The following is a 23,356-nucleotide window of genomic DNA, read 5'->3' as shown; positions in this document are numbered from 1 at the left end:
CGAACATTCTCCCTGTGGTGGTGCAGGCACCACCACGGTCGGGTCGTGGAGGGGATCGTCGGGAAGGTCCCGGATTCGTAGGTTCGAAGCCATGAGCAACCGGACTGATGTGGACCGTGTTCGCCGCCCCGGCGGTGTGGTCGTCCCCGCGCTGTTGTGGATCGTGCTGGCGGCCAGTGGAGTGGTCAACTCATTGGGTTCCCAGGTCGGGATCGACTTCACGGCGCGCATGGCGGCGGGCGGGGTGGCGGTGCTGTGCATCGTGCTGCTGATCGTCTACCACGTGCGTCGCCGTGACCGGTGACTTCCCGGCAGAGCGGGCGGCACGTACCCGCTGCGGGCTTCGCTGGCCGGACCGAGGTGTCCGTCCCCGTCGCGGGAAGCTCGACGGGGACGGACACCTCAGTGGTGTCAGAAGCGGAACGCCTGGAGTTCGGCGATCCGCACCGTCTGCGCCGCCGTCGGGTTGCCGGTGGTGCAGTCGCTGGTCGAGCGCGGGTCGTCGTGCTGCGAGCCCGCGTACTCCCGCGCCCCCGTGCACTGGTTGGTCAGCACCCGGATCTTCAGGTGGGTGGCCTGGGTCGCCGGGATCCGGAACGAGCGCAGCGTCAGGTCCGGCGCGGTCGGCCGGGGCACGTCGGCCGGGAAGGCGTTCGCCGGGCTGGTGTACGCGACCCGGAAGTCGGCCGGGCCGGTGCACGACGAGCCGGTGGCGGTGTTGCACGCCAGGACCTCGAACTGGCGCAGCGCGGTGAACCGGTTCTGCCCGCCCGGGTCGGGGTCCGGTTCGACCGCCGGGCGCAGCTGAGCGCTCACCTGCACCCGCCGGACGACCTGCGGGCGGTCGCCCGCGAGGTCCACCGTGACGCCCTTGCCCGCGACCGGCGAGCCGATCGACGCCCAGTTCGTGGCCTCGGTGTCGTCGATGAGCTTGTCCAGGTTCACCCCGTCGCCGGTGGCGGTCGCGCCGAGGGCGCGGGAGGCGACGTTGCGCGTCGGCAACGGCCGCATGGTGGCGTGCTCCTCCGCACGGACCGTGCGCCGGACCCGCGTGCTGCCGTAGCCGTCCGCGACCACGACGAAGTCGTACGTCCCCGGCACGATCTCCACCGTGTCGGGCAACGGCGTGGCCGGATCGGTGTCCGCCACCGGACGCGTGCGGGCCTCGTAGTCGCCGATGTAGAGCCGTGCGCCCTCCACCGCCGACAGCCGCAGCTTCGCGTTGCGCCCGTGCGGCGAGGCGAAGCTCGGCGTCGGGTCCGCGTCGTTGGTCCCGTTGCTGGCCGCGTCACGCCCGAGACCGTGCCGGGCGAACACGTCCCACAGCTCGGGCACGTCCGCACCGCCGTAGCGGACCTGGTTCGCGGCCAGCGTGGCGTCCCTCATGTCGACGTAGCTGACCGCGCCGGAAGCGTTGAGCAGCAACGCGTCGAACGCCTGCTGCACCCACCGCCGGTTGCCGGGGCACTTCTCGACGGGCCGCTTGCCGTCCGCGCACGCCCGCTGCGTCTCCGAGGTGCCCAGACCGTACTTGTCGATCATGGCCTGCCGGACGTCGAAGCTGGTCGAGGTCCAGATCTCGCCGTCGGCGTGCACCTGCTGGCCCACCAGGTCGTAGGCGACGTTGCTGTAGTTGAGCGAGTTGCGGCTCATGTCGTAGTTGCGGATGCCCGCCTTGGCGTCCCCGGTGACGTACCCGCCGATGACGTACCGCGTGTCGCCGCGCGGCCGAAAACCGTACTCGAACAGGTACTCCATGGCGAACAGGTCGGAGTGCGACTCGTTCATCGCGCCCGCTTGCGCGCCGGACCAGCCGTTGTCGGGGCCGGCGACCAACCGGCCGCTGATCGCGTGGCCGTACTCGTGCCCGATCACGGACATGTCGTAGTCGCCGTCCACGCACGGGCCGTAGAACGCGCCGGGCGTCGGCTGCCACAGGTACATGTTGGTCGTCGGGGCGACGCCGTCGGGCGGCGTGATCTGGTTGGCGTTGTTGCGGGACGGGAACGAAGGCGGCGCTCCACCCACCCGTCCGCCGGCCTGGGCGTTGCCGCGCTCGGCGTCACCGCCGAGGCCGCCGCGGTCGCCGTTGTCCGTCTGCATGTTCCAGGTCTCCTCGGTGAAGCCGAGGTGGTACGACCAGTCGTGCATGCGGTTGTGCATGGCGAACAGGTTGGCCAGCGCCGCGTCGATGTCGTTCTGCTGCGGGGAGGAGAAGACCGCCGGGTCGCAGCGCTCCTCGTGCCACTGGTTGGTCCACGGGTAGCGGTAGTGCCGGTCCGGCCGGGCCGCCGAGGTCCGGGTGCCGACCGTCCCACCGGCCAGGTCGTCCCACTTCTCGGTGGCGCGGGCGGAGTTGCCGGACGAGGTCTGGCTGGTCTTCCCGGTGACGGGGTCGACGTCCCAGGCGGCGCCTCGGTCGGCGGTGCGGACGGACCGCTCGCAGCCCCGCACCCGCACCGCGCACCACCGCACGCGGTTGTCGCGCGAGGAGTAGTCGGCGGGCGGGTTGGCCGGGAACACGTCCCAGTCGGCGTTGCGCGACCCGCTGCTGTCAGGCCGGGCGTTGTCAGGCTCGGCGTTGTCAGGTCGGGCGTTGTCGGACCCGGTGTTGTCGGACCCGGTGCCGTCGGGCCGGGCGTTGTCGGGCCGGCCGTTGTGCGATCCGTGGCTGTCCGACTCGTGGTCCACCAGGTCCTCGCGGACCAGCAACTCGCCGGTCCGGGCGTCCACGTAGCTGGTCGACCCGGTCTCCGGCCCCACCTGGACGACCTGGTAGGCAGCCCGCGCCGGCCCCTCCGGCATGGGCACCGCGCCCGACGTGACCCGGGTGGCGGTGCCGAGTCCCGCGACGGCCAGGGCTTCGTCCGGCGAGAGGCTCGCGGGCTCCGGGTCCGCCCGGGTGGGGCTCAACGTCGAGCTGAGGAACACCACGACGCCGTCGCGGATGCCGAACGTCGCCAAACCGTCCAGGATCGAGGGCGTGGCCCCGAACCGCTGGCGCAGCATCACGTACGAGCCCTGGCCCATCGGCCGGTTCACCAGCACGTCCATCGAGTCGATGCTCTGCTGCGTCAGGCCGAACACGTCGCTGTTGGCACTCAGGTAGCCGCGCGCCACCGCCGCCGGGTCTCCCGTCACGCGCGCCTGGAGCCCGGCGCGGGGGATCAACGTCGCGGGCGCGCCGTAGCGGTTCCACCGGACGGTCGTACCGCGATCGCCCGCCAGCGCCAGCTGCCGATCGGTCGGCCGCGCCGCCCCCGGCCGGTTGTCGATGTCGTCGTCGCTTGAGGTGTCGCCTTGCACGATGGACGTTCCGCCACCGTGCGGGGTGGCGGACGCCGTCCCCGGCACCAGGGGGCTGATCGCCAACACGCCTGTCGCGGCGAGCGCCGTCGCCCGTCGCAAAGCCCGTCTCCGCATCTGTGAACGCCTCTCTGCGAGCCGTGCGAGATCCGACGTGGTTCGAGCTTCCCGGTAGTGCGCAACGGAAAGATAGGGCCGTTCGTACGGCTCACCCAGGGCCGTCCCGACGAGTCGGGTGGAAAACCGGCGACGCGCCACGGGTTCGCCGGCACCCGTCGGCTCCAGCCCGTCGACCAGCCCGTCGACTCCAGCCCGTGACGCCTGGGGCGGGGATCGCGTCGAGCCCGTGGACGCGGTCCCCACCGACACCGACCGAGCGGCGGCACGGCAGGTCGGCTACCGGATCTCGCCGTTCCAGATCGGGGTCGCCTGGCTCGCGGTGATCCACCGCTCGTAGTCGGCCGGATCGCTGGTGAGGGCCGTGACCCGCGCGTTCAAGGCGTCCAGGTGCGCGGTGGCCGCGGTGAAGCGACTACGGGCGTCATCGGTGATCGGGGACCAGCCGTCGCGGCCGTCGAGGTCGAGCGCGGCGTCCCAGGGGGTGAACACCAGGTTGTACTGGTGCTCGCGGCGGGCCTGGCGGGTCGGGTCGGCGTGGTAGGCGGCCAGGGCGCCGGCGTCGACCGGAACCCCGCCGAAGCCCGGCGCCGGCGATTCGAGCACCGCCCGGCGCAGGGTCGGACCGGGGGTGGACTCGATCACCAGCAGGCCGGGTTGCCACTCGACGCAGGTCAGCACGCGGTCGTCGACCAGCAGCAGGCCGGCCGGGGCGGCGGTGTGCCGAATGGCCGCCACGCCGGTGAGGTAGTCCTCGTCGGACAGGTCCCGCAGCGCCGGGTCGATCTCGGCGTGCACGTAGGCGAGTTCCGGTGCGTCGACCGGACTGGCCCACACCTCGTCGTCCACGATGATCACGTAGTCGGCCACCAGGGCAGGATACGGCCGGCCGGTGGCGCGGTCGGATTCGTCTGCTCCGGCCCCGGCTCGGCTTCGCACGCCGGCCCGACCGCCTGGCGTCGCGGACGACGGGCACCCGGAACCGGAGCAGGACGGCGGTGTCCCCACCGGGCGTCCTGTGGTGAGACTGGGTCATGGAGGACGACGGGGTCGACGTCTTCAACGAGTTCAGCGGCGATGTGGCGGGGTCCGTGGTGCAAGCCGGGACGATCCAGCAGGTCGTCCTGTCGTCCCGGCCGCTGCCGGTGCCCCGGCAGCTGCCGCCGGCCGTGCACGACTTCGCCGGGCGGGACGGGCACCTGGGGAAGCTCGACGTGCTGCTGCCCGCCGAGCGCGACGTTCCGGCCGGTGTGACGATCGCCGTCGTGGATGGCACAGCCGGGGTGGGCAAGACGGCGCTCGTCGTGCGGTGGGCGCACCGGGTCCAGGACCGGTTCCCGGATGGCACGTTGTTCGCCGACCTGCGCGGTCACGGACCCAGTCGTCCGGTGGACCCGGCGTTGGTGCTCGCCGCGTTCCTGCACGCGCTGGGTGTCGCCGACCGCGGGATGCCGGCCGACCTGGACGGGCAGGCGTCGCTCTACCGGTCGTTGCTGTCCGGTCGACGGGTGCTGGTGGTGCTGGACAACGCCGCTGCGTCCAGCCAGGTCCGGCCGCTGCTGCCGGCGGCTCCCGGGTGCTTCACGGTGGTCACCAGCCGCACCGCGTTGACGGGGCTGGTGGTGGCGCAGGCCGCGCACCGGATCACGCTCGACCTGTTCTCCTCCGACGAGGCGGAAACGTTGGTGCGCCGGGTCATCGGTGACCGGAGAGCCGACGCCGAGCCCGACGCCGTGGCCGCCTTGGTCGAAGGGTGTGCCCGACTGCCGTTGGCGTTGCGGATCGCCACCACCCGCATCGCCGCGCGGCCTCATGTCCGAGTCGCCGACGTCGTCGCCGACATCACCGAGGAGCAGGACCGGCTGGACGCCTTGAGCGACACGGGCGACGACCACAGCGCGGTCCGCACCGTGTTCGACTGGTCCTACATGCGACTTCCCGATGAACTCGCCCGTACGTTCCGGAGGCTGGGCCTGCACCCCGGCGCCGAACCGGACGTCCATGCCACCGCGGCGCTGACCGGCCACACACCGCGGACCGCGCGCCGGCACCTGGAGGCGCTGGCCGACCTGAACCTGGTGGAACCGTTGGCGCGCGGTCGTTACCGGCTCCACGACCTGCTGCGCGCCTACGCCGCCCACCGCGCCGCATCGGACGAGACGGCGGAGGAACGGCGGCGTTGCACGGCCGCGCTGATCACCTGGTACGCGCAAGCCGCGACGGTGGCCGACCGCTTGGTCTTCGCCGGGACCGCGGTGTTGGAGCTGGACCTCGGCCCACCGGTGCTGCCCGTTCCGCTGAAGGACCGGGCGCGGGCTTCGGAGTGGTTGGCCGACGAGCACGCCACGCTGCTGGCCGCCCAACGCCAGGCCGCGGAGCTGGAGATGCACCGCCACGTGATCGCCTTGGCCGGTGCCGCCCGGTTCCTGATGCTCAGGCAGCGGGTGCTGTGGACGGCGCGGCTGGCCGCGGAGACCCTGGGGCTGGCGGCCGCGGTGGCCTCCGCCGACCGGGCGTCCGAGGCCTTCCTGTTGATGCGGCGCGGGGATTCCTACCAGCAGTTGGGGCGCTGGCAGGACTCGGACGCGGACCTCCGGCGGGAACTGGCCGTCGCGCGGGAGATCGGCGATCCGGTGCGGCACCGGGAAGCCCTCACCGGGTTGGGGCGGAACCGGAAGCTGCAGCACCGGTACGCCGAAGCGTGGGACTGCTACCAGCAGGCGCTGGCGCCGGCACGTGAGGCGGGTGTGTTCGCGGAGGCGATCGTGCAGTGCAACCTCAGCCAGATCAGCGTCGGGCTGGGGAAGTTCGGGCAGGCGCTCCGGCACGCCGAGCGTGAGTTGGAGCTGCGGCGGTTGGTCGGCAGTGCCCACGGCGAGGCCTATGCGCTGCACGACGTGGCGGTCGCGTGGCAGGGGTTGCGTGACCATGGTCGTGCGGTCGAGTTCTGCCGGGAGGCGGTCGCGCGCTACCGCGAACTCCCTGCCACGGAACGGGACTTGGCCGTCGTGCTGACGACTCTGGCGAAGTCGTTGGAGCAGCAGGGCGATCCGGTGGGCGCGGGCGGGAGCTTGAGCGAGGCGGTCGCGATCTTCACGGCGTTGGGCGATCCGCAGGCCGAGGTCGTGCGCAGGCGGTTGGGCGACCTGCGGTCGCGGAGACCGCCGTGAGCGTCAGCCGCACGCGGGGCAGTCCGGTCGCGGGGTGTCCGGGCCCAGCGCGCGGCTGTCCTGCAACGTGGCCAGGTTGAACCCGAACTCGCAGTTGGTGCGCAGACCGGGCGCACCGGTGATCAGGCTCATCACGGTGTGCGCGGCCAGGCTGCCCGCGATCCCGGCGGTGACGGCGTTGGCGGCCTGCGGTCGTCCGTCCTGCCGGGGTGCCATGACCGTGCGCCCCGGCAGCACCGACCGGCGCTCGCGGTCGGCGGTGTAGGCGCAGTCGTAGCAAGGCCCGCCGCCCGGCCCGTAGATGCCCACGTTGATCTGCGGACCCTTGTAGCCGCCGTGCACCCACGCCGTGCCGGTGTCCAGGCACGCCCTGTTGGCCCAGGAACGGATCTCGTGTGGCCGGTCCGCTGCCAGCAGCAGCACGTCGAAGCCGACCACCAGCCGCCGCAGCACGTCCGGGCTGTCGATCGCCCGGCGCTCGCCGGTGACGTGGACGTGCGAGTTGTGGGCGCGCAGCCGGTCCACCGCCGCGTCCACCTTGGGCCGGCCCACGTCCTGCTCGACGTAGAGGACCTGGCGGTTCAGGTTCGACAGCTCGACGACGTCCGGGTCCACGCAGTGCAGGTGCCCGACACCGGAGGCGGCCAGCGCCAGCGCGGCGGTCGAGCCGACACCACCGATACCCACCACCACGACCCTGGCTTGGCGCAGCAGCAACTGCGCCTCCCAGCTGGTGATGCGCGGCGTGCGGTCCATCCACCGGAACAGCGCCCGGCTGCGCTCGTAGCGCTCCTGTTCGTCCGGGGTGAGGCCGTCCGGTGGAGGTTCGGCGGCGTCTTCGACGTACCCGGCGCGCACGAGGTCCTCGATCGCCTCCCGCACCTCGTCCTCCGGGTGAGCGGGGAACAGCGGGACCAGGTCGGCGACCACCCGGTCCACTGTCCTGGTGCCGTCGAGGGTTCCCAGCAGCGCCCACACCCACCCGTCCGGGTCCGCGACCTCGGTGGCGATACCGGGCACGACGCCACCGATCCGGACGCGGTCGTCGCCGTGCCGGACGGGCAGGTGCTCGAACTTGATCCTCGGGCTGAACACGGGAACCCCCTCCGCGGTTGCCTACGCTTCCGAGTCGGTGCCGCTGAAGGTCATCTCCTCGTCGTCGACCTCATGAAACTCGATCATCGCCACGCACCTCCTCCGCGTGGTGCCGGAGCCTCGGGAAGCGCGGGACCGGCAGGCAGCCGTCCGGCACGTCCGGACTTCCCCGTGGGTCACCCGATCCATTCACTACGCACATTTGCGGCCTCCCCAACCGAATAGGTGCGTTGATCACACTCCCCGGCGCGGTTTTCAACCGGCCGTCAGCCGTCGCGGCGCAGCTCATAGCGGCAGTGCGGGCTGCCCGACCCCGCCCGACGGGGCCATTCAGCCGGTGTTGTCAACGAGCCGTCAGTCCGCGGTCATATTCGGCCGAATGAGTGCGTTGTATCCCGGCCGGCCGGGTGCACACTTACCTTTCGGGAACGGGGGTGACGCGAGTGGACCTGCGATTCGCTATTCTTGGTCAGACCGCATTGCGCGTGGGTGACCGGCTCGGCGTGCAGTGGGGTCCGCCGAAGCTGCGCGCGCTGCTCGCGGCGCTGCTGGTCCGACCAGGGGAATCGGTGCCGGCGAGGGAACTGGTCGACTGGGTGTGGACCGGTGACGACCTCCCGGAAAACCCAGGGCAGGCGCTCTACCTCTACGCGTCGCGAATCCGCAGGATCCTCAAGGAATACGCGGACGGGACCGACATATTCGTGGACAACCGGAATTTCCGGCTCGAGGTAGACCCGCTCGCGGTGGACTACTTCCAGTTCCGGGAACAGCTCGGGATCGGTCGCGCGCTGGCCCGCCGGGGCGAGCACCAACGCGCTCTCGACGTGATCGGCGGGGCATTCCGGCTGTGGCGGCAACGGCCGCTCGCCGACGTCTCGGGCGACGAGGCGGAGCAGGTTCGGCAGAGCATGCGCAAGAACGTGCTGCTACCCGCGTACGACACGTTGTTCACGCAGCAGTTGCTGCTGGGCGAGGCCGACGCGGTGCTCGCGAAGCTGGACGAGCTCCGGCTCGACTACCGGTCGCACATCGCGCTGCTCAAACGGCGGCTGGAGGCGCTGCACGCGCTGTCGCGGCGGGACGAGGCGACCCAGGAGTTCCTGGTGGTGCACCGGGAGCTGAGCGCCGACTTCGACGACATCGGCGCCCAGGACCTCCGGGAGTTCTACGAACGCCTGAAGGAGAGCGCCGCCGAGTCGCCGGTCCCGCACCCGGTGGCCGCGGTGCGCGTGCCCAGCCGGCTGCCGCCGCCCGTCACCACGCTGGTCGGCCACGAGACCCTGCTGGCCAAGCTGGACGCGGTGACCACCCGGCCCGGCGTGGTCGTGGTCGACGGCACCGGCGGGGTGGGCAAGACGGCCTTCGTCGTGTACTGGGCGCACACCGCCCTGGCCCGTTTCCCGGACGGGGTGCTGTACATCGACCTGCACGGTTTCTCCGATGCCCCGATCGTCGAACCCGCGACGGCCGTGGACCGTTTCCTGGAAGGGTTCGGGGTGCCCGCCGACCGGATACCCAACCCCCAGCAGCGCGCCGCCAAACTGCAATCGCTGCTGCACGGTCGACAGGTGCTGGCCGTGCTCGACAACGCCCGCGACACCGACCACGTCCGGCCACTGCTCCCGATTCTTTCCGCCGCCGTCGTGGTGATAGCCAGCCGGTCGCAGTTGTCCGGTCTGGCGGCACGGCAGACCCCTTATCGTTTTCCGATCGTCCCACTGGACGTCGAGCAGTCCGCGCGCCTGTTGTCCGAGCACATCGGCGAACGTGCCAAAACGCACAAGGACACCGTCCTGCACCTCGCGAAGCTGTGCGGCGGGCTCCCCATTGCGCTGAAAATGCTCGCGCAGTACATCGCCGCCCGGCCCACCGTCCCGCTTCCGGCTTTCGCCGCACAATTGGGCCATGACGTGCGGCTGCTCGACATCGGCTCCTTGGGGGACGGTGCCAACCACGGTCCCCGTGCGGTGTTCGCGCAGTCCGTTCGAGCACTCGCGCCCGAGGTGCACCGACTTTTCCGCCTGCTGGGCACGCACTCCGGCCCCGATTTCGGGGTCGGCGTCGCCGCGGCGTTGATCGACACCGACGCGCGCCGGACCAGGCTGGCGCTGGACGCGCTGGTCGAGGCGAATCTGCTGGAACAGTCCGGTGCGCTGGGCCGCTACAAGTTCCACGATTTGATCCGTGAGTACGCCGTCGAACTGCTGGAGAGCCCGGAGGAGCGCCGAGCTGCGGAGATCGGTGCGCTGAAATTTTACCTGCACACTGCGGAGAATGCCGACAGAGTGGTGTTCCGGACTCAGGCTCGAGTGCGCACGCCGACCTCTGGTGAACACCGTCAGGCGATAGAGTTCCAGGACGAGGAAGCTGCCCGGATGTGGGCGGTGGCCGAGCGCCACAACATCACCGCGATAACTCGGAAAGCGGTGGAGGCGGGCTATGAGAATGCTGCTCAAATGCCCCAGCTGGCCGGACAGATATTGCTCAGGAACGGGTACGGGGAAGACGCACTGGCTATTCTTCATGCCGGCCTGGCGGCTTCGGTGGCCGAGGACAACCGGGAGGAAGAGGCAAACGCTCTGCAAAACATCGCGTTGGTCCACCTGAATCGCCAGGAGTTCGGCGCGGCTGCCCATTACGCGCACCTCGCTCATCTCAAATCCAGCGAAATCTGCGATGAATTAGGAGTGGCGGCTGCCCTTCATGTCGACGCCCGCATCCGGGTCGAGACCAATGACATCCAGATGGGTGTCGAGTGCCATGAGCGAGCCCTTCGGGCCATTCGCCGCGTCGGTGAGAAAGGTATGGAGGCGGTATTTCTGTATCGTACCGGAGAGGCTTATCAACGTGCCTCGGAATTCGAGCGCGCGGCCTCCCTTTACCGTGAATCTCTGGCCTTGGCCAGGGACTTGGCAGATCACGGCTTACAAGGGCGTGCGCTGGTCCTGTTGGGATCCCTGGCATTCGCCCGTGAGCAGACGGCCGAGGCCCGCGACTATTTGCGGGCAGGTCTCGAACACCTTGCGAAGGTGCATGACATCCCCTTCGCCGGTACGGCCTGCGGGCTGCTCGCCAAGGTCGAGTTCGAAGCCGGGCGGCTGTACCAGGCGACGCAGTACGGTCGACAGTCCCTCCGGATGTGCCGACGCGTCATGGACTCGCGCGGTGAGGCGGACGTGCTGGAGACCCTCGGCAAGGTCTTGCGCGCGACCGGGCGCCACGAGGCCGCCATCGAGGCCTGGGAGCAGGCCGGAGCGATCTTCGCCGACCTCGACCCGGAGCGCGCGCGAGCGGCTGCGAAGGCGATGCGTCAGAGTATTGATCTTGCTGCGGACCTCTCGTCAGTGCGACAGGCCTCGTCCCCGACTGCGCGACGGACGCGTGAATCACACCCTCAGTAGGCACCGCTGACCACCCGGTACCCTGGTGAGTGACCCCGTTAAGGGCACCGATTTGCAAAGATCGCTCCGCTGCGCGAGGATTCCAACTCGACGGAAATCGTACTGTCGAGGGAGTCTCGTTTCCCCATGAGGAAGCTCTGCGCGCTCAGCCTTACGCTCGCGGTCGTTGCGCTTGTGGCCGTCTCCACCGTGAACATGCTCGCGGTGAACACGTCTACTGCGAACATGTCCACCGCGAGCACGTCCCCGGACAGCAAGAACTGGGTGGATAGCGCGGGTCGACGCCTCCAATCCATCGCCTGATCGAATTGTAACCGCAGAATTGCGGTTTCGATCAGAGGTAGGTGGGTGGCTGCGTTGTTCGGTCCTCGGGACCGTCCGACCTCGGCTCAGCGTGTGGCCGGAGTCGGTGTGTTGTCGGGTCGAACCGGCTCCGCCGGTGCGCGTCGGGCGGCGGCGACCACTGCCACCAGCCCGATCGCGGTAGCCAGGACGACCGCGGCGAGGGCGACCAGCGTCGCCGCGTCCGGGTGGACGAGCGACTGGCCGCGGTTGGCCTGCCAGGTGATCAGCACGACCAGGCCGGTGTAGCCCAGCGCGGCGACGCCGATCAGCCGGGCCCGCACCCGCTCGGCGTGCAGCCAGGCCACGCGGGTTCCGAGCACCGCCAAGACCGCCGTGATCAGCAGCAGCACGTGAATCCCGTGCAGGGCCAGGAAGTGCCCCGGCCGGTAGTCGCCACCGGTCACGCTCCAGTGGGTGATCGGCATGCCGCGCCCGTCGGGGTCGCCGACTCCGTGGCTCTGATGCAGCAGCAGTCGGCTGCCGTTGGCGTCCGTCACCGTTCGCGGGTCGACCTTGTACGTCAGCCACCACATCGGCAGCGTCATCCCCAGCGTGGCCAGGCCGAGACCGGCTCGCAGCGCCGCGTTGAGCGCGCGGTCGCCGATGCGTTGGCGGAGGACCACCAGCACGACGAGCAGGTTCAGGACGTAGATCAGCATGACGCCGTAGGTGAGCAGCGGGAAGAGGACGCGGGTCACCGGGTCGGTCGAGAACTCGTTGAAGTGGCTGAACGTCCCTCGTGCCCCCTGGGTGGTGATGGCCGCGACCTCGATCGTCGCGATCACGGCGAAGGCGGTGCCGACCCACCAGGCGAAGCGCCTGCCCTTGTGCAGCTTGGTCAGCAGCCAGGCCAACGTGCCCGCGTACAGGGCGAAGGCGAAGCTGAACTTCAGCGGCTTCATCCACACCGACTCGTCCAGCAGCGTGCGGTCGTCCACGACCACACCCACCGCGGACACCAGCACGAACCCGATCATGAAGGTCACGTTCACCATCAGCGGTCGGTGCCACTCGCGCCACGGCCTCAACACCGTCATCGTCGTCTCTCCCGGTCGTCGCGCAGTTCCGAACGCCGTTGCCGCAGACGGCAGTGGTGCGGCGCGGTGGGTTGCTGGTGGGCCTCGATGAGGTTTTTCCCCAGTGTCGGGTGCCGGCCTCCGACGACGGGCACCGGAAGGTAATCGGGCCGCCCGTCGCCGCTGTCGCCGGCGGTGGGCGCTCGGTGGCGGCGCTCGGGAGGCGGGTGGGTCTACCTGCGTGAAGTCGGCGGACCCCAGCCGGGTTCGACCGCCTTCCCAGGGGTGAGGGGCACCGTGTCGGCCCACGACGACGGGAGGGGCGGTATGGGGCGGACGGGGTTGGTCGACGGAGTGCGTTGGGTGTTGTGTCCGGCTTGTCGGTCGCCGGTGTTCGGGCCCCGGTGGTGGCGGGATGCCGGGGTCTGCCCGGAGTGCGGGCACCACGATCGGCTCACCGCGGCGCAGCGGGTCGACTCGTTGCTCGATCCGGGCTCGGTCGAGTCGATCGGCGCGCAGGTGGGCGCGGTGGACGTGCTCTCGTTCGTGGACCGGGAGCCCTACTCGGTGCGGCTGGACCGGGCTCGGGCGGCAACCGGGATGCGCGAGGCCGTGCTGGCGGCTGCCGGGCGATTGGACGGCATCCCGGTCGTGGTGGCGGCGATGGACTTCCGGTTCCTCGGCGGCAGCCTTGGTGCCGGTGCCGGCGAATTGATCACCCTCGCCGCCGAACGCGCGCTGGTGGAGCGCGCGCCGCTGGTGCTGGTCACCGCGTCGGGTGGGGCACGGATGCAGGAGGGCGCCATTTCGCTGATGCAGATGGCGAAGACGAGTGCGGCGCTCGCGGCGTTGGACGAGGCCGGTGTGCCCACGGTGTGCCTGGTGACCGATCCGACGTACGGCGGGGTCGCCGCGTCGTTCGCGACCTTGTGCGACGTGGTGGTGGCCGAGCCCAGGGCGCGGTTCGGGTTCGCCGGGCGGCGGGTCGTCGAGCAGACCATCGGGCAGGAGTTGCCGGACGACTTCCAGACCGCGGAGTTCCTGCTGGCGCACGGGTTGCTGGACCGGATCGTGCCCCGCGACCGGTTGCGGGCGGAACTCGCGGTGTTGTTGTCGGCCATGGGGCCGGAGGCGCGCGCGGGGCGGCCGTCGGGAACCGGGTCGGCGGGGAATGGCCCGGCGGGGAATGGCCCGGCGGGGAATGGCCCGGCGGGGAATGGCCCGGCGGGGAACGGCTCGGCGGGCAACGGCTCGGGCGTGCGGAACGGCTCGTCAGGGGCCGGCGCGGAGCGGTTGTCGGAGCTGGTGATCGGTGATCCGGGGCGGTTGCCCGAGCGGGACGCGCACGAGGTGGTCCGCCTGGCTCGCGCGGTCGGGCGGCCGACCACGCTCGACTACGCGCGCACGGTGTTCACCGACTTCGTGGAACTGCACGGCGACCGGATGTCCGCGGACTGCCCGGCGATAGTCGGTGGCGTGGCCAGGTTGGGCGGTGTGCCGGTGGTGCTCATCGGCCACCAGAAGGGGCACGACGCGCGGGAACTCGCCAAGCGCTCGTTCGGGATGCCCTCGCCCGCCGGGTACCGCAAGGCCGCGCGGCTGATGCGGCTCGCGGCCAAGCTCGGGCTGCCGGTCGTCACGCTGGTGGACACGCCCGGCGCGCACCCCGGCGCGGAAGCGGAGGAACAGGGGCAGGCTCACGCGATCGCGGAGAACCTGCGGCTCATGTCGTCGCTGCCGGTGCCGGTGGTCACCGTGGTCACCGGGGAAGGCGGCAGCGGGGGAGCGCTCGCGCTCGCCGTGGCCAACCGGGTGCTGTCGCTCGCCGACGGCGTCTACTCGGTGATCAGCCCGGAGGGGTGCGCGGCGATCCTGTGGCACGACCGCTCGGCCGCCCCGCTGGCTTCGGCCGCGTTGCGGCTGACCGCGCGTGACCTGGTGGCGCTGGGTGTGGTGGACGGCGTGGTGCCGGAGAACGCCGACCGCACAACGGTTTCGGACGGGCTGCGGCCGGCGTTGTCCGCCGCGCTGCGGGAGTTGGCGCACCTGGGTCCGGACGAGCTGGTGGCCGACCGACGTGCGCGGTTCCGGGCGTTCGGCCGTGACCACACCTCCGAACTCCGCCTGGTCGAAGGAGCTACGCCGTGACGTCACCGCTGGACGGGCAGCTCGACCGCGTGCGCGCGTCGTTGTTGAGCACCCTGGATTCGTTGCCCGCCCTGCCGACGCGGTTCACCGTGCGGGTGGCCGACGTCGCGTTCGAGCTGGAGTGGGCGGAAGGGGCGCGGGCCGCCGGTCCCGTCGTGGTGGAGGAGGTGACCGGGACCGACGTCCCGGCGATCCGCTCGCCCAGCGTCGGCACGTTCTACCGGGCCGCCGAACCGGGTGCGGAACCGTTCGTCCGGGTGGGCGATACCGTCCACAAAGGACAGCAGGTGGCGATCGTGGAGGCGATGAAGCTGATGCTGCCGGTGGAGTCGGATCAGGACGGCCGGGTGGCGTCGGTGCTGCCCGCGGACGGCGATCCCGTCCAGTACGGCCAGACCCTGTTCACCCTCGAACCTTCGGACGGCTGAGCCGGTGTTCCGGAAGGTGCTGATCGCCAATCGGGGCGAGATCGCCCTGCGCGTCGCACGCACGTGCCGTGAGCTGGACGTGCGCACGGTGGTGTGCCACTCCGAGGCGGACGCGGCCTCGGCGGCGGTCCGGTTCGCGGACGAGGCGGTGTGCGTCGGGCCGGCCGCGTCCCGCAAGAGCTACCTGAACGCGGCGGCCGTGCTGACCGCGGCACTCCAGACCGGTGCGGAGGCGATCCACCCCGGTTACGGGTTCCTGTCCGAGGACCCGGACTTCGCCGAGGCGTGCGCGGACGCCGGCGTGGTGCTGATCGGCCCGCCGCCGGACGTGATGGCCACATTGGGGAACAAGGCGTCCGCACGGGCGTTGATGGCGCGCGCCGGCTTGCCGTTGCTGCCGGGCGGGGTCGAGCCGGTCGACGCGGCGCAGGCACAGGAGCTGGCCGACGGCATCGGCTACCCGGTGATCGTGAAGGCGGTCGCGGGCGGCGGCGGACGGGGCATGGCGGTGGTCCACTCCCGTGCGGATTTCGCTGCTGTGTACGCGGGAACGCGGGCTACCGCGGAGTCCCTGTTCGGTGACGGGCGGGTCTACGTGGAACGCTACCTGCGCACCGCGCGGCACGTGGAGGTCCAAGTGCTGTGCGACACGCACGGTGCCGCGGTGCACCTGGGCGAACGGGACTGCTCGGTACAGCGCCGACACCAGAAGCTGGTGGAGGAGACCCCGGCTCCCAACCTGCCGCCGGGCTTGGCGGAACGGATGGGCGAGGCGGCGGTGCGGGGCGCCCTGGCGGCCGGTTACGTGGGTGCCGGCACGTGGGAGTTCCTGGTGGACGAGGAAGGCCGCTTCTACTTCATGGAGGTGAACTGCCGCATCCAGGTCGAACACCCGGTGACCGAAGCCGTCACCGGCCTGGACCTGGTCCGCGCGCAGCTGGAAATCGCCGCGGGCCTCCCCTTGGACGTGGCGCGGTGCGGTGCACGGCGCGACGGTGTGGCGATCGAATGCCGGATCAACGCCGAGGACCCGACCCGCGACTTCGCCCCGACACCGGGCGTGCTGAGCGAGTTCATCCCGCCGGGCGGGCCGTTCGTGCGGGTCGACACCCATGCGTTCACCGGGGCCGAGGTCGTGCCGTTCTACGACTCGCTGTTGGCCAAGCTCGTGGTGTGGGGGCCCGACCGGGAGCAGGCGATCGCGCGGATGCGGCGAGCGCTGGGCGAACTGCACGTGAAGGGCGTCTGCACCACCGCGTCCTTCCTGGACGGTGTACTGGCCACACCGGAGTTCGGCGCGGGCCGCCACCACACGTCGTTGGTCGCGGAACTGCTCGGCCAAGCCTGAGCACGCGGCATCCCGGCACCCGGCACCCGGCACCCGGCACCCGACGATCGGCGGTCGGCGGGAGCCGGCACAGACGTGCGGTGAGTCTGCCGCCGGCGGCGCCGGCCGCACATCGGCCGGACGAGTAGTTCACGGCCGGTCGGGGGCGTTGGGCCGGATCGCTGACGCTGTCCGCAGATCGCGTGCCTCGCATTCGCCGCAAAGTAGAGCCGGGAGGTGCGGCTCGGCGATTTCGGGTCCGGCCTTCCGCCGATGGGGCACCCCGGCCCGGCACCGGGGTGAGGGTCATTGTCGCGGGTCACCGGCGTTCTTACGGTTCGGGTTGACTCCGGATCCGGTCCGGACCGGCGAGAATCGAGGAAATGACCATGCGAAGAAGCAGGTCGAAACTCCTTCCGACGTTGTTCGTCCCTCTGCTGGCCGCGGCCCTGGTGGTGGTCCCCGGCGCGGCACCGGCCGCGGCCGATCCGCTCGCGGTGTCGACGCTGACCAAGTCGGTGCGGACGGCGGCCACCCCGGTGGACCACGGCGGCACGGCGTCGTGGACCGTCGACTACGACAACAACTCCGCGGCGATCGGCGCGGCGGCCATCACCGACCAGATCGGTTCCGCACACGCCTACGTTCCCGGCTCGTTGCGCGTTCCGCCCGGCTGGACACCGCAGTGGTCCGCGGACGGCACGACGTTCCAGGGTGCCGAGCCCGCGTCCGGGACGGTCGCGGTGCGGGCCGCCAATCCGGCCGCCCGGCCCGGTGGGACGGTGCTGGCCTCCGAGCTGACTCCGCCGGTGCAGGCCGCCGCCACGGCCACCGGTGGCGACGGGTTCACCCCGCTGCTGCACCGCACGCCGAGCGGCTCGTTGCAGGCGTGGAACATCTTCCACCACGCGTCCTTCGCCCAGCCGAAGGTCGTGTGCAGCGAACTCGCCACCGGCTCGCTGTGCGCGGGCGGGCCGTGGCCCAAGACGCTCAACACCGCGGTCGGCCCGCTCCAATCCGGTTCGGCCGGTGACATCTCCAGCCCCTTGGCGCCCCAGTACGTCCGCGACCCGGCCACGCCGTCCCACGTCTACTACGCCGCCATCACCGCGTCCTCGGTCGGCGTCGGCTGTCTGGACCTGGCCGCCGCGGCGAACTGCGGCTACTGGCCGCTGCTGGCGACCGGCGGCTCACCGGCGGCGGTGAACAACCTCGCCGGGCTCGTGGAGGTGGCGGGCAACCTGTACGGCGTGGCGACGACGGGCGCGGTGACGTGCTGGACGGTCTCGTCCAAGTCCGCGTGCCCCGGCCAGCCGTACGCGCCGATCGTGCCGCCCAACGGCAGCAACCCGGCCGCCCCCGCCTCGCTGTACCTGGGCGCGATGACCGTGGTGGCGGGCAAGGTGTTCGCGTCCTCCTCGCCGCAGGCCGGCCAGGTGCCCGCGATGGGCTGCTTCGACCCGGCGACCGGCAGCGCGTGCGCGGGCTGGGGGACACCGCGTCCGCTCGGACCGGCGAACAACTACACCTACAACGCCTACACCGCCTACGACACGTCCGGTGCGGCGGTGGGCGCGTGCGCCGGCACGACCGGCGGCTCGAACGTCACCACGTGCTACACGACCGCCGGCGCGCCGCTGGCCGCTCCGTCGTCGGCCGCGTCACTGCCCGGCGGGGTGCTGGTGTTCAACCCCGAGGTGATCGTCGGGCCGGACGGGCACACCCGGAGCTACCTGGCGATCTGGGGCGGCCCGTACGCGGGCGCGGCGATCTGCCACGACTGGACGACCGGTGCCGGCTGCGCGGGATTCCCGAACCCGGCCTCGCACCCGAACGTCAACGGCGGCCACACCCGTGACTACGGCTACGCGTTCGACTCGACCACGCAGTGCCTGATCGGCCTGGGGGACGCGGGCGTGCTGTTCTCGATGGACCCGGCCACGGGAGCCTCCCCGTGCGTGCGCAGCGGTGCGGCGGTCACGTTGACACCGGCCGACTTCTACTGCGACGGCGGCACGAACCACGTCACCGGCTACCTCTCGGCGAGACTGGAGGGCATCACCCCGGCGAACGTGAACCTCGGCGCGTCCAGCGTGACCGTGGTGAACCAGGCGGGAACGGTGGTCCCGACGCCCGGCTTCGCGCCGGACGGGACGGTCGACCTGACCGGCGTGTCGCCCAGCGCGAACACCTCGCTGACCGTCACGGCCCGGCTGGTGCTGACCAACGGGGCCGACTTCGGCGGCGGGGCCGAGCCGAACCTGGTGGTGGACTTCGCCGGTGACCCGCCGCAGGTGTGCTTCCAGACCACGGTCGCCACCGCGTGCACCGTCACGGACGTGACGAACACCGCGACGGGCACGGACGTCTCCGGCTCGTTCAGCTCGAACACGGTGTCGGTGCCGGTCGCTCCCGGCGCGGCGTGCCTGCCCGTGGTGCGGGTGGAGAAGGAGATCTGCGCCTCGAACTCGGCGTCGCACTGCGGTCCGGGCGGTTCCGGTCCTTGGGTGAAGCAGACGCCGGTGGGCCTGCTGGGCGCGCTGTTCGGCACCGCCCGGTGGCGCATCACGATCACCAACGACGGTCCGGTCGCGATCGACCACGCAAGCGTCTACGACCTGGAGGAGCCGTCCTGCGAGACGGCGGGCGGGACGTTCAGCCTGGCACCCGGCCAGTCCAAGCAGGTGTACTGCTCGACCTACGCCTTGCTGACGCTGTTCCCGATCACCAACTACGCCAAGGCGAAGTACACGCCGCGCAACTCGCCTCCGGGCACTCCGCCGTCCTACTCGCCGTACTCCTCGGCGAAGGCGTGCGCGCTGCTGTGCAACCTGTGAGCCGACCGCGACCCGTTCCGCGTCGACGCCGTCGGCGCGGAACGACCAGGCCGATGCGCGAGGCGGCAGGTCACTCGAAAGGCACCTGGCTCACCAGCACGTAGATCAGCACCAGCAACCCGGCCACACCGACGACCGCGCGGGTGACCTGCCGCATCCACGCGGAGAACGTCCGGGTGACACGGGTGCGCGAGCTGGTGAAGTAGGCGTGGGCCTCGCTGGCGCTGTTCAGCCGACCTCCGACCAACAGGCCGGCTCCCAGGACCAACAGCATGACGACGACGGTGGACACAACCGCACCTTCTCCCGATGGCGATTCGCAGAAGCCTCCTGGATATGCCATCCGGCGGTTGTCCGCCACGGCCGAGAGACTTCGTCCGCCCGGGTCCTGTGACCCGGGCCTTCCGACCCCAGCACCGTGCCCGGGCAGCGGGTCCGCCGCGGATTCCACCTGCTCGGGTCGGAGTCGGGGCGGGGACGTCCGATCATCACTCCGGGCGCCGACCGGTCCGTGGACAGAGACGCGGCAGGCGGTGAGGGGAGCCGCCTGCCGCGCCGGTCCGGTGAGGATCGCCGACGCCCGAGTCCGGGGACGCGGTGACCCTTCAGGGACGCTGGTACCCGGTCTGCGGGCGGTTCACTCCTCGAACGCCATGTCGCCGCCGCCGTCGTCCTCGAACGCGTCGCCCAGCACTTCGCCGAGCACCATGCCGCCGACCACACCGGCCGCCGCGCCCGCGACGACGCCGCCCATGCCGGAACCCCGGCGGTGCCCGTGGTGCCCGTCATGACCGTGGTGCCCGTACCCCGGCTGTCCGTACCCCGGCTGTCCGTAGCCGGGCTGTCCGAAGGCGGAGTGGCCGCCCCGTTCGGCGACCTGCACCAGCCACTGGTTGATCGCCGCCGCCCAGTCCGTGCGCACGGCGTCCTGGTGCGACACCTGGAACCGGCCGAACGCGTCGCCGCCGGCGGAGAACACGCCGCCGCGCTTGTCCGCCTCCAGCACCACCACCAGTTCGTGCGGGCTGGTCACGAAGGTCAGCTCGACCTGGTTGAGCCGCCCGGCGAACTGCGCCGGCGGGAAGAACTCGATCTCCTGGTAGAAGCCGAGTTCCTGGTGCACGCCGTGGATCCGCCCGGCCTCCACGTCGGCGCTGCGGAACTGGAAGCCGAGCTGCCCGAACGCGTCGAGCACGCGGTCCTGCGACGGCAGCGGCCCGACCAGGACCGGGTCCAGGTCGCCCTTGTCCGGTGCGCCGGAGATGACCAGGTCGGTGCGCACCCCGACGGTCATGCCGGGCAGCTGCTGCCCGCCCACGGCGGTGATCGGGGTCTCCCACGGCAGCGGGAGCCGGAACGGCACGGACAGCGGCTGCCCGGCCGCCACCCGCACGCCCTCGGCCACCTCGATGCGCAGGAACTCCGACACCCCGCGGAACTCGTGGTCGCCGTGCTCGACCTCCACCCGGGTCACCAGGGACAGCACGATCCGGTCGATGTGGGCGTCGGCGCTGCCGCCCTGGATGCGGACCTGGCCGGTGACCACCTGGCCGGGCGTGGCGTGCGGGGAGTCCAGGACGGTGTCGACGGACGGTCCGCCGACGCCGAACGCGCTGAGCATCCTCTTGAACATCAGGGTTCTTCCTCCGTGAGGGGTGGTGTGGTCAGCTCGTGCGAAGGGGTTGGTCGGTCTCGTCCTCGAAGTCGCCGATCAGCTCTTCGAGGAGGTCTTCCAGCGCGGCGATGCCCACCACGCGGTCCTGGTCGGACACCAGCGCGAGCTGCGCGCGGTCGGCCCGCATCGCGGTCACCGCGTGCGCGACCGGCATCGTGGCGGGCAGCGTCAACGGGCTGCCCATCAGCTCCCGCGCGGTCGGCGAACCGCCGGCGGCGGTGGCCCGGACGGCTTCCCGGATGTGCACCAGGCCGACGAACCGGCCGGCCGCGTCGGTCACCGGGAAGCGGGACCGGCCCGACTCGCGGCTGCGGTGCTCGATCGTCCGCGCGTCGGTGTCCTCCGCCACGCTGAGCGTGCGGTCGACGGGCACCATCACCTGCGCCACGGTGGTGTTCTGCAACTGGAGCATCCGGGTCAGCAGCCGCTGCTGGCCCTCGGGGATCAGGCCGTGCTCGGCGGACTGGCGCACCAGCATCCGCAGGTCGTCCGGCCGGTGCGCCTGGGCGAGTTCGGTCTGCGGCTCGACCTTCACCAGGCGCAGCAGCGCGTTCGTCACGCCGTTGAGCCCGCCGAGGACCCAGCGGACCGAGTGCGCGAACGCGCGGAACGGCAGTGCCAGCAGCAGCGCGGAGCGTTCGGGCTGGGAGATCGCCCACGACTTCGGGGCCATCTCGCCGACCACCATGTGCAGGAACACCACCAGCACCAGGCTGATCGTGAACGCGATGGCGTACGACACCCCGGCGGGCAGCCCGGTGGCGACCAGCAGCGGGTCGACCAGGTCGGCGACCGCCGGCTTGGCCAGCGCGCCCAACCCCAGGGTGCACAACGTGATCCCGAGCTGGGCGCCCGCGAGCATCAACGACAGCTCGCGCACCCCGGCCACGGCCGCGCGGGCGGCGCGACTGGTCTCGGCGTCCTGTTCCAGGCGGTGCCGCTTGGCGGCGATCAGCGCGAACTCGGCGGCCACGAAGAAGGCGTTGGCGAGCAGCAGGACCAGCGACAGCAGCAACGACCAGGTGGTGCTCATCGGGCGTCCTCCCGGTCGACGACGGTGAGCACGACGCCGGCGGGCACGTTCCGGGCCACCGCCGTGACGCGCACGGACACGCCGTCGAACGCGACCTCGTCGTCCACCCGCGCGGTGCGGCCCAGCCGGTGCAGCACCAGGCCCGACACCGTGTCGTAGCTGTCGTGCGCGGGCAGCGCGACGCCGGTCGTGTCGGCGATCTCGTCCACCCGCATCCGGCCCGGCACCAGCCACCTGCCGCTGCCGAGGGACTCGATCGAGTCCTCGTCCAGGTCGTCCTCGTCGTGGATCTCGCCGACCAGCTCCTCGGCCAGGTCCTCCAGCGACACCACCCCGGCGAACCCGCCGAACTCGTCCACCACGCACGCCAGCTGCCGGCGCTCGGTGCGCAGCCGCTCCAGCACGGCGGGCAGCGCCAGCGTCGTGGGGACCACCAGCGCGGGGGAGGCGATGTCCCCGATCGGGGTGGTGGCGCGCTGTTCGGGCGCGACGGTCAGCACCTCGGCCAACCCGACCACGCCGCGCAGGTCGTCCAGGTCGTCACCGAACACCGGGAACCGCGAGTGGCCGGTGTCCAGCAGCGCCACCACGCGGGCGGCGGGCTCGTCGGCGCGCACCGCGTGCACCGCGACCCGTGGCGTCATCGCCTGTTCGGCGGCCAGTTCGCGGAACCCGAGGCCGCGCTCCAACAGGTGCGACAGCTCGGGATCGAGGTGGCCTTCGCTGCTCGCGTCGCCGATGATCTGCCGGAGGTCCTCCGGCGTGGCGCCCTGCGGCAGCTCCTCCACCGGCTCGATCCCCACCGCGCGCAGCAGCCGGTTGGCCGCCGCGTCGAACAGCCGGATCACCGGACCGGCGACCTTGAGGTAGGCCAGTGTGGACGCGCTCAGCGCCTTGGCCAGCGACTCGGGCCGGGCGATGGCGAAGTTCTTGGGCAGCAGCTCGCCGAGCACCATCTGCACGACCGTGGCGAACACCAGTGCCAGCGCCATCGACAGCGGCAGGGCGACGGCCTGCGGCAGGCCGGTCGGCCCCAGCACGCCGGCGAGGCCGGTGCCCAGCAGCGGCTCGGCCACGTAGCCGGCGAGCAGCGCGGTCACCGTGATGCCGAACTGTGCGCCGGAGAGCATGAACGACAGCTGGCGGGTGACGCGCAGCGCGCGCTCGGCGGCCTGGTCGCCGCTCTCCGCCAGTTGTCGGAGCCGGCCCCGGTCCGCCGCCATGTAGGCGAACTCCTGGGCGACGAAATAACCGGTGGCCACGGTGAGGGCCACGATGGCGAGCAGGCCGGTGGCGATCAGCACGGCGCGCTCGCTGCGTTCGGTGGAACCATGATCAGCCGGGTCGGACCCGGCCTACTACTGCAGCCGTCTACGTCGGCACTGTCGGGCATGACTCACACTATCACGTAGCACTGTATGGTTGCCCGGGTGACGGTCGCGACCGCGCACACAC

Annotated in this window: 15 protein-coding genes; 7 read left to right on the top strand and 8 right to left on the bottom strand. The window is 71.4% G+C overall.

Annotation, left to right across the window (positions count from 1 at the left end; translation table 11 throughout):
* Nucleotides 1-91 precede the first annotated feature (91 nt).
* Complete coding sequence (locus FHS29_RS30390) at nucleotides 92-304, top strand: hypothetical protein (protein WP_184696556.1); 213 nt, start codon at nucleotides 92-94, stop codon at nucleotides 302-304.
* Nucleotides 305-411: 107 nt separating this feature from the next.
* Here FHS29_RS30390 and FHS29_RS30385 read toward each other — a convergent pair whose 3' ends face one another.
* Together FHS29_RS30385 and FHS29_RS30380 are read right to left on the bottom strand one after the other, a co-directional pair.
* Complete coding sequence (locus tag FHS29_RS30385) at nucleotides 412-3,423, bottom strand: M36 family metallopeptidase (protein ID WP_184696555.1); 3,012 nt, start codon at nucleotides 3,421-3,423, stop codon at nucleotides 412-414.
* A 279-nt stretch (nucleotides 3,424-3,702) separates the two neighbouring features.
* Complete coding sequence (locus FHS29_RS30380; RefSeq protein WP_184696554.1) at nucleotides 3,703-4,293, bottom strand: hypothetical protein; 591 nt, start codon at nucleotides 4,291-4,293, stop codon at nucleotides 3,703-3,705.
* A 164-nt stretch (nucleotides 4,294-4,457) separates the two neighbouring features.
* On the opposite strand from FHS29_RS30380, the gene FHS29_RS30375 reads away from it, so the two are divergent.
* Nucleotides 4,458-6,593, top strand: coding sequence for an ATP-binding protein (locus FHS29_RS30375; RefSeq protein ID WP_184696553.1), 2,136 nt, complete (start codon nucleotides 4,458-4,460; stop codon nucleotides 6,591-6,593).
* A 3-nt stretch (nucleotides 6,594-6,596) separates the two neighbouring features.
* Here the strand turns inward: FHS29_RS30375 and FHS29_RS30370 are convergent, their stop codons facing one another.
* A complete protein-coding gene (locus FHS29_RS30370) occupies nucleotides 6,597-7,688 on the bottom strand; it encodes a ThiF family adenylyltransferase (protein WP_184696552.1) in 1,092 nt (363 codons plus the stop codon).
* A 443-nt stretch (nucleotides 7,689-8,131) separates the two neighbouring features.
* Here FHS29_RS30370 and FHS29_RS30365 point away from each other — a divergent pair, with 443 nt between their 5' ends.
* Complete coding sequence (locus FHS29_RS30365) at nucleotides 8,132-11,092, top strand: AfsR/SARP family transcriptional regulator (RefSeq protein WP_184696551.1); 2,961 nt, start codon at nucleotides 8,132-8,134, stop codon at nucleotides 11,090-11,092.
* A 389-nt stretch (nucleotides 11,093-11,481) separates the two neighbouring features.
* On the opposite strand, the gene FHS29_RS30360 is transcribed toward FHS29_RS30365, so the two are convergent.
* Nucleotides 11,482-12,474 carry a hypothetical protein gene (locus FHS29_RS30360; protein WP_184696549.1) on the bottom strand — a complete coding sequence of 331 codons (993 nt, stop codon included), beginning with the start codon at nucleotides 12,472-12,474 and terminating at the stop codon, nucleotides 11,482-11,484.
* 306 nt (nucleotides 12,475-12,780) lie between these two features.
* Between FHS29_RS30360 and accD the strand changes: the two genes are divergently transcribed.
* The 4 genes from accD (at nucleotide 12,781) to FHS29_RS30340 (ending at nucleotide 19,193) form a co-directional block, all read left to right on the top strand.
* On the top strand, nucleotides 12,781-14,601 hold the full coding sequence (gene accD / locus FHS29_RS30355; RefSeq protein ID WP_184696547.1) for an acetyl-CoA carboxylase, carboxyltransferase subunit beta: 1,821 nt from the start codon (nucleotides 12,781-12,783) through the stop codon (nucleotides 14,599-14,601).
* Nucleotides 14,598-15,029, top strand: a complete 432-nt coding sequence (locus tag FHS29_RS30350) for an acetyl-CoA carboxylase biotin carboxyl carrier protein (protein WP_184696545.1) — start codon at nucleotides 14,598-14,600, stop codon at nucleotides 15,027-15,029. Before accD ends, FHS29_RS30350 begins: the two co-directional genes overlap by 4 nt.
* 4 nt (nucleotides 15,030-15,033) lie before the next feature.
* Nucleotides 15,034-16,377: an acetyl-CoA carboxylase biotin carboxylase subunit gene (locus FHS29_RS30345; RefSeq protein WP_184696543.1), complete on the top strand. Its 1,344-nt coding sequence runs from the start codon at nucleotides 15,034-15,036 to the stop codon at nucleotides 16,375-16,377.
* A 368-nt stretch (nucleotides 16,378-16,745) separates the two neighbouring features.
* Nucleotides 16,746-19,193 carry a DUF7617 domain-containing protein gene (locus FHS29_RS30340; RefSeq protein ID WP_184696541.1) on the top strand — a complete coding sequence of 816 codons (2,448 nt, stop codon included), beginning with the start codon at nucleotides 16,746-16,748 and terminating at the stop codon, nucleotides 19,191-19,193.
* Nucleotides 19,194-19,263: 70 nt separating this feature from the next.
* Here FHS29_RS30340 and FHS29_RS30335 read toward each other — a convergent pair whose 3' ends face one another.
* The 4 genes from FHS29_RS30335 to FHS29_RS30320 form a co-directional block, all read right to left on the bottom strand.
* Nucleotides 19,264-19,485 carry a hypothetical protein gene (locus FHS29_RS30335; RefSeq protein WP_184696540.1) on the bottom strand — a complete coding sequence of 74 codons (222 nt, stop codon included), beginning with the start codon at nucleotides 19,483-19,485 and terminating at the stop codon, nucleotides 19,264-19,266.
* A gap of 345 nt (nucleotides 19,486-19,830) precedes the next feature.
* Complete coding sequence (locus FHS29_RS30330) at nucleotides 19,831-20,826, bottom strand: sporulation protein (protein ID WP_184696538.1); 996 nt, start codon at nucleotides 20,824-20,826, stop codon at nucleotides 19,831-19,833.
* A gap of 31 nt (nucleotides 20,827-20,857) precedes the next feature.
* Nucleotides 20,858-21,901, bottom strand: a complete 1,044-nt coding sequence (locus FHS29_RS30325) for a hemolysin family protein (protein ID WP_184696536.1) — start codon at nucleotides 21,899-21,901, stop codon at nucleotides 20,858-20,860.
* Nucleotides 21,898-23,205: a hemolysin family protein gene (locus FHS29_RS30320; protein WP_184696534.1), complete on the bottom strand. Its 1,308-nt coding sequence runs from the start codon at nucleotides 23,203-23,205 to the stop codon at nucleotides 21,898-21,900. The genes FHS29_RS30325 and FHS29_RS30320 overlap by 4 nt, the downstream gene beginning before the upstream one ends.
* Nucleotides 23,206-23,356 lie beyond the last annotated feature (151 nt).

Origin of the sequence: Saccharothrix tamanrassetensis (genome assembly GCF_014203665.1) — a bacterium.
Taxonomy (GTDB): domain Bacteria; phylum Actinomycetota; class Actinomycetes; order Mycobacteriales; family Pseudonocardiaceae; genus Actinosynnema; species Actinosynnema tamanrassetense.
This window is presented reverse-complemented; position numbering and strand designations above follow the sequence as displayed.